At 47.8% G+C, this 6,797-nt stretch carries 3 protein-coding genes and 1 pseudogene; 1 reads left to right on the forward strand and 3 read right to left on the reverse strand.

Annotation, left to right across the window (positions count from 1 at the left end):
• Positions 1 to 2: 2 nt before the first annotated feature.
• From ACMJ0U_RS04485 to ACMJ0U_RS04495, 3 genes and pseudogenes are all read right to left on the reverse strand, one after another.
• A complete protein-coding gene (locus ACMJ0U_RS04485; RefSeq protein WP_417128443.1) occupies positions 3 to 1,370 on the reverse strand; it encodes a TolC family protein in 1,368 nt (455 codons plus the stop codon).
• 9 nt (positions 1,371 to 1,379) lie between these two features.
• A pseudogene (locus ACMJ0U_RS04490) lies at positions 1,380 to 4,571 on the reverse strand (efflux RND transporter permease subunit).
• A gap of 9 nt (positions 4,572 to 4,580) precedes the next feature.
• The gene (locus ACMJ0U_RS04495; RefSeq protein ID WP_417128444.1) at positions 4,581 to 5,690 is read right to left on the reverse strand and encodes an efflux RND transporter periplasmic adaptor subunit; all 1,110 of its coding nucleotides are present in this window, start codon (positions 5,688 to 5,690) and stop codon (positions 4,581 to 4,583) included.
• 191 nt (positions 5,691 to 5,881) lie between these two features.
• Between ACMJ0U_RS04495 and ACMJ0U_RS04500 the strand changes: the two genes are divergently transcribed.
• A complete protein-coding gene (locus ACMJ0U_RS04500; RefSeq protein ID WP_417128446.1) occupies positions 5,882 to 6,790 on the forward strand; it encodes a helix-turn-helix domain-containing protein in 909 nt (302 codons plus the stop codon).
• Positions 6,791 to 6,797 lie beyond the last annotated feature (7 nt).

The raw sequence follows: 6,797 nt of genomic DNA on the forward strand, positions 1-6,797 counted from the left end.
AACTAAATATGCTGTCCTCCACCCAGCGCCTGATACAAGTTAATCAGACTCTGTATCTCCTTGAAACAGTTCGCGGTTTGAGAGAGCCGGGCATTTAACAACGTCTGCCGGGCAGTCAGCACTTCCAGGTAGGTCGTACTGCCGTGCTGCATCCGCAGTGACGTACTGGTGAATGCCCGTTCCAGGGCAGCCACCTGGTTTTCGTAATTATCTTTTTTCTTCTTGCTGGTCTGATAAGACACCAGCGCCTCATTCACTTCCGTTCCGGCATCCAGCAGCTTCTGCTCAAAAGCCAGAAGAGCCTCTTCCTGCTGTGCCTTGGCAATACGCCGGCGGGCTATCAATGCTCCCCTGTTAAAGAGCGGCTGCGTCAGTGAAGCCAGGGCCGAGGTGACAAACTTGCCCGGATTGGTAATCAGTCCTCCCACCGAATTGGTCCATCCGGCACTTCCACTTAAGGTTATGGACGGATAAAAGGCAGAATTGGCCTGATTGGTCACATAAAACGCTTGTTCCAGGTCACGTTCGGCCATACGCACATCCGGACGGTTGGAAAGCATCTGAAGTGGAACTCCCACAGACAGACGTGAAGTGAATTGTTGTCCGGAAAGTTTTCCTCTCGCCATCTTATGCGGTGTTTCTGCCAGCAGCAAAGACAGGCTGTTTTCCACCTGGTTAATCTGTTCTTCCAAATCCACCGCCGCATTCTCCACTTCATAATAAGTGGCCCTCATCTGTGAAACGGCCGCCTCATCGGCCTGCCCCGCATCCATCAGGGCCTGCGTAGACGCTACGGTTTCCTTCCACGTATCGGCCGTCTGACGGGAAATCTCCAGTTGCTCATCGAGCATCAACAACGTATAATATGTATTGGCGATATTGGCTATCAGACTGGAGTAGACTGCCTGCTTATAGTCTTCACTTTGCAGATAAGCGGCTTTAGCCTGACGCTTGGCATTCCGCAGTTTCCCGAAAATGTCCAGTTCCCAACTGGCTGTCACCGGAAGCGTATAGGTGTGTGAAGCCTTGCTGCCTTCCACCGTATTGACGCCTCCTTGCGGAGAAAGGGCAAAGGAAGGAAGAAAAGCCAGTCTGGCCGAAAGCAAGGAAGCCTTCGCCTCTTCCACACGCAGACCGGCTATCTGCACATCCGTATTCTGTGCCAGCCCCCTTTCAATCAGTTCCTGCAAACAAGGGTCGGTAAAAAAATCCCGCCAGTGGATGTTTCCGATACTTGCCGTATCGGAAACTGTGACCTCTTCGCCGTACAAGTTCTCGGGGACCGAGGTCTGCGGTTCATAGCTGGTATATATTCCGCAACTGCTCAACAAGAGCGTTGCGCCACATGCGATTATTTTTGATGTATTCATATTGTTCGTTTACTTTTCTGTGTTAAAGGCACTTTTCTCAATCAAGGTCTGTTCCTTCTCATATAGAATCTGCTGGTCGGGCTCCTTCTGCATAGGACCACGCAACTTTTCCTGAAGGTATTCAAACACGACAAAGAAAACCGGCACCACAAAGAGCAGGGCCAATGTACCAATCAGCATACCTCCTACTACACCCGTAGCCAGTGAACTGTTTCCGTTCGCTCCGGCACCGGATGAGAACATCAGCGGAAGCATACCGAAAATCATACACAAGACGGTCATGATAATGGGGCGGAAACGGGCCTGGGCTGCCGAGTAAGCGGAAGAGATAATACCCATACCCTTACGGCGACGTTCAATGGCATACTCTGTAATCAAAATGGCCGTTTTGGCCAGCAGACCAATCAGCATGATGGCACCGGTCTGCAAATAGATGTTGTTCTCCAACCCTGCCACACGGGCAAACAGGAAGCTTCCCATCAATCCGAAAGGTACGGACAGAATCACGGCCAGCGGTACCAGGAAACTTTCATACAAGCAGGACAGAATCAGGTAAATCAACACTACGCAGAGGGTATAGATAAACACGGTCTGTGCGCCTCCGCTGCTGGCTTCCTCACGTGCCATACCTCCGTACTCATAGCCGTAGCCGGAAGGAAGTACCTGAGCTGCTACTTCCTTAATGGCTTTCTGCACTTCACCCGTAGAATATCCCTCGGCCACGTTCACATTCACATCAATCGTATTATACAAGTTGAAACGCTTGGCAATTTCCGGACCTAAGACAGAACGCAGCGTCACAAACTGGCTGACCGGCGCCATCTCCGTTCCATTACGCACAAACATGTTGTCCAGCGCATGCTGATTCAAACGGGCATCGGGTGAAGCCTGAATCATGACACGGTATACCTTTCCATACTTATTGTAATTAGACACGTATGAACCTCCACAATAGGCTCCCACCACATCGAGTACCTCACTCGGACTGATTCCGGCACGCTTGCATTTAGCCGCATCTACATCTACCGCAATCTGAGGGAAGTTCATGGCGTATGAGCTATAGGCCATTGCCACTTCCGGACGTTCGTTAAGGGTCATAATAAATTTCTGTACGGACTCATAGAACGGCTGCATGTCGCCTCCCGTTTTGTCCTCCATATAAAGTTCCACCGCATTACCGGTTCCGTATCCCGGAATCATGGCAGGCTGGAAACAGAATACCTGCGCCTCCTTTATCTCACTGAACTGGGCATTCAAGCGCTTCATGACTGCTTCTACCGAATGTTCCTTTCCTTTTCGTTCATCCCAGTGATACAAGCGGATGATGACCGTACCGTACGACGTACCCTGCCCGGAAATCAATCCGTATCCCGTGATACGCGAATAATGCTCTATCTCCGGAGTAGCTTTCAATATATCCTGCACCTTGTCCATCACCTTATTGGTTTCAGCCAAAGAGTTACCAGGTGAGGTACTGATATTAATCATCATGGTTCCCTGGTCTTCCTGAGGCACCAGTCCGGTCTTGGTAGTCGACATCAGATATACCAGCAATACAGTGGCAACACCCAGTGAAGCCCAGACAGTCCACCGGTGATGGAAGAAGAACATCAATCCTTTCTTGTATTTGCCTAGCATCGTATTATATGACACAGTGTAAGCCGCACGGATACGACCGCTGAAGCTCTTGATGCTTTTCTCCGTGTCAGAAGCTTTCATCATCATGGCGCACAAAGCCGGACAGAGTGTCAGGGCATTCACACAGGAGAGTCCCACAGCCACCGCCATCGTAATACCAAACTGAGTGTAGAACACACCGGAAGTTCCTCCCATGAAGGTCACCGGAATAAATACAGCCATAAAGACAAAGGTACACGACACAACGGCCATCGTCACATCACTCATGGCATCTTTTGTAGCAAGATAAGACGAGCGATACCCCACATCAAATTTGGCCTGTACGGCTTCCACTACAATAATCGCATCATCCACCACGGTACCAATGGCCAGCACAAGGGCAAACAAGGTCAGGATATTGATACTGAATCCGGCTACCGACAGGAAGGCAAACGTACCAATCAGTGACACAATGATGGAAATGGAAGGAATCAAGGTGCTCTTGAAATCATGCAAGAAGAAGTAAACCACCAACACTACCAGGATAATGGCTATCACCAGGGTTTCAACCACATTGTCGATGGAAGCAAAAAGGAAATCGTTCACACTCATCATCTGAATGAACTCCGTTCCTTCCGGAAGGTCTTTTGAAATATCATCCAGCAAGTCGGAAATCTCCTGGTTTACAGCTGTAGCATTGGCACCAGCCACCTGAAAGACCATGAAAGTAACTCCCGGAACTCCATCTGCTTCACCATGGAAACTATAGGATTCACGTCCCAGCTCTACTTCCGCAATATCTTTTACCCGAAGCACGGATCCGTCTTTCTGTGAACGAATGACCATGTTCTCAAATTCTTCCACACTCTTCAGACGGCCTTTATATTTCATGGTGTACTGAAACACATTGTCCGAACTTTCACCCAATGCGCCTGTAGGTGCTTCCGTGTTCTGCTCACCCAATACGGCTGTCACATCAGAAGGAACCAGTCCGTATTGTGCCATTTTGTCGGGCTTCATCCAGATACGCATACTGTAAGTATCTCCCATCAGCTGCACATCGCCTACGCCCTGAATACGTTTTACCTGAGGAATCACATTGATGTCAAGGTAGTTAGCCAGGAAGGTTTCATCATAACGCTTGTCGGGACTGATAAGACTGTTAATCTGAAGGAAGCTGTTCTGGCGCTTCATGGTACTGACGCCAATAGCTGTTACCTCAGAAGGCAGCAGACCTTGTGCGGCAGACACACGGTTCTACACATTCACCGCCGCCATATCCGGGTCGGTACCCTGCTTGAAATATACCAGGATTTCGGCTGTACCCGCATTGGTAGCCGTAGAGGTAATGTATATCATGTTTTCTACCCCGTTGATACTTTCTTCCAGCGGCATGATTACACTGTTCATCACCGCATCGGCATTGGCACCGGTATAAGTGGCTTCCACACGCACGGTAGGCAGAGCAATGTCAGGATATTGTTCCACAGGAAGTGTATAAAGTGATATAAATCCCACTATCAGAATCAAGACCGATATGGAGAGGGCCATCACCGGCCGCTTAATGAATATATTTCCTTTCATAATCGTCTGTTATTTTACTTGCGTTCCTTCACGAATCATTCCGGCTCCATCGGCCACAATCTCATCTCCGGCTTTCAGGCCATCCAGCACAATGTATTCTTTCCCGTCATTGACCGGAGCTACTTTTATCAGAGTAGATACCGCTTTCCCGTCTACTACCTTATAGGCTAAAATCTTATCCTGCAACTGTATGGTAGCTCCCTGCGGAATCACGATACATTTCTTATAGACACTTGGAATCAGCACGTTGCCCGATGCCCCACTGTGCAACAGACGGGAAGCATTCGGAAATACCGCACGCACACCTACCGTACCCGTCTCCTTGTCAATCACGCCACTGATAGACTCTATCTTTCCTTTTTCTTCGTACACAGAGCCATCGTTCAGCTGAAGCTGAATGGCCGGCATATTTTCTACCGCCTTGTCAATCGTACCGTATTGACGTGCCAAAGCCAAAAGCTGATTTTCGGTCATCGAGAAATAGACATACATGGTGGCATTGTCTGAAACAGTAGTCAGCGGTTGCGACATATTGGAACTGACCAGTGCCCCTACCCGGTAAGGCAACATGCCAATCACCCCGTTGCTGGGGCTTTTTACTTCCGTATAAGAAAGGTCATTCCGTGCATTCACCTCCTGCGCCTCAGCCTGTGCCAGTTGTGCCTTGGCGGTCAGATACTCATTTTCAGTGGTCTGCAAGTTGAAGCTGGAAACCACCTTCTTGGCATACAGTTCCTTTGTACTTTTATACGTAAGTTCGGCGGTAGCCAGACTGGCTTTCGCCACTTCCACATTGGCAACTGCCGTTTCCAAAGCCGCCTTATAAGGAACCTGGTCAATCACAAACAAGACTTCTCCCTGCCGTACCACATCTCCTTCGGACACATTCAATTTTTCAATATACCCTGACACCTGGGGATAAATGTCAATATCCTGCCTACCTTCAATGGAAGCAGAATACGAAGTCATGATTTCCTTATCCGTATCTGCGGTAAGTGTTACAAGGTTATAGCCTTTCTGCGTGCTTTCTTTGGTTTCCGTCTTACAGGAAGTTATCTCCACTGCACAGCCAATCAGCAACATCAGCCATACGTTTAATTTTCCACTCTTTTTCGTCATATTTGTTTCTTTTTTTGTTCGCACAAAAGTAGCAAGCACGAAAAAAAGGAGAGGAACAAATTTTCGCACAGGAATGTTCAATTTTCTCCATCCCTCTGTCCAATTCATGAAATATGGAAAATAAGACATACTTGAGAGAAAATAAGACATAGCATCTTGACCAAAAATCTTCATCTTTGCAAAAAAGAATTATGGAAGAGATTATTAGACAGATTCACATGGAAATGCTTCAGTCGCATTGCGATGCCCAAAGCTATATTGACGACTACATGTTTCTGACTGAACGCCTGGAAAATGTGTTTCAGGAAAACAGGAATGTCAAACTGGAGATTTTTCTGATGCTCTATTGTGAGGAAGGAGAAGTAAAATTAGAATTAAACAATGTGCCCCGACACCTACAGGCCAATGACCTGCTGGTCAGTCTGCCCAACACGATTATAGGTCAGGTAATGGCCAGTCCCAACCATAAAGTAAAAGTATTCTGTTTTTCCAACCGCTTCATCCAGCGACTGACCCAGACCCAGAAATACAGCTGGAAGTCGGTATGTTACATACAGGAAAACCCCATCAAGCATTTTGGAGAAAACCGGGACGAAGCGTTTCACCAGTACCTGAAACTGATAGAGGGCAAGATACAGACTCCGCCCGACAAATACCAGAAAGAAATCCTGCTGCACATTGCTTCAGCTTTTTATGGCGAGATGGTGGCCGAAACCACACGCAAATCCATTGAAAAGGAAAAGCAAGGATACCACACTCCAGTCAAACAGCCCGACTTCATCTTCAAGCAATTCATGGAAGCTCTGACAGCCGACAACGGTAAACACCGCACACTGACTTATTATGCCGACCTATTCTGTTACTCGCCGAAGTATCTGTCGCGCATCGTCAAGCAAATCAGCGGAAAAAATGCATTGACGCTCATCCACGAGAATGCCATTGAACATATTATTCTTGAACTGAAGTATGCGAACAAAAGCATCAAAGAAATTGCGGTTGACTTTGAATTTCCCAATGTGTCTTTTTTTGCACAGTACGTAAAAAGGTATCTGGGAATGACCCCTACAGAATACCGGAACAAAAGCCAAGAGAATAAATAACAAAAAA

Origin of the sequence: Phocaeicola sp., assembly GCF_048170425.1 — a bacterium.
Taxonomy (GTDB): Bacteria; Bacteroidota; Bacteroidia; order Bacteroidales; family Bacteroidaceae; genus Phocaeicola.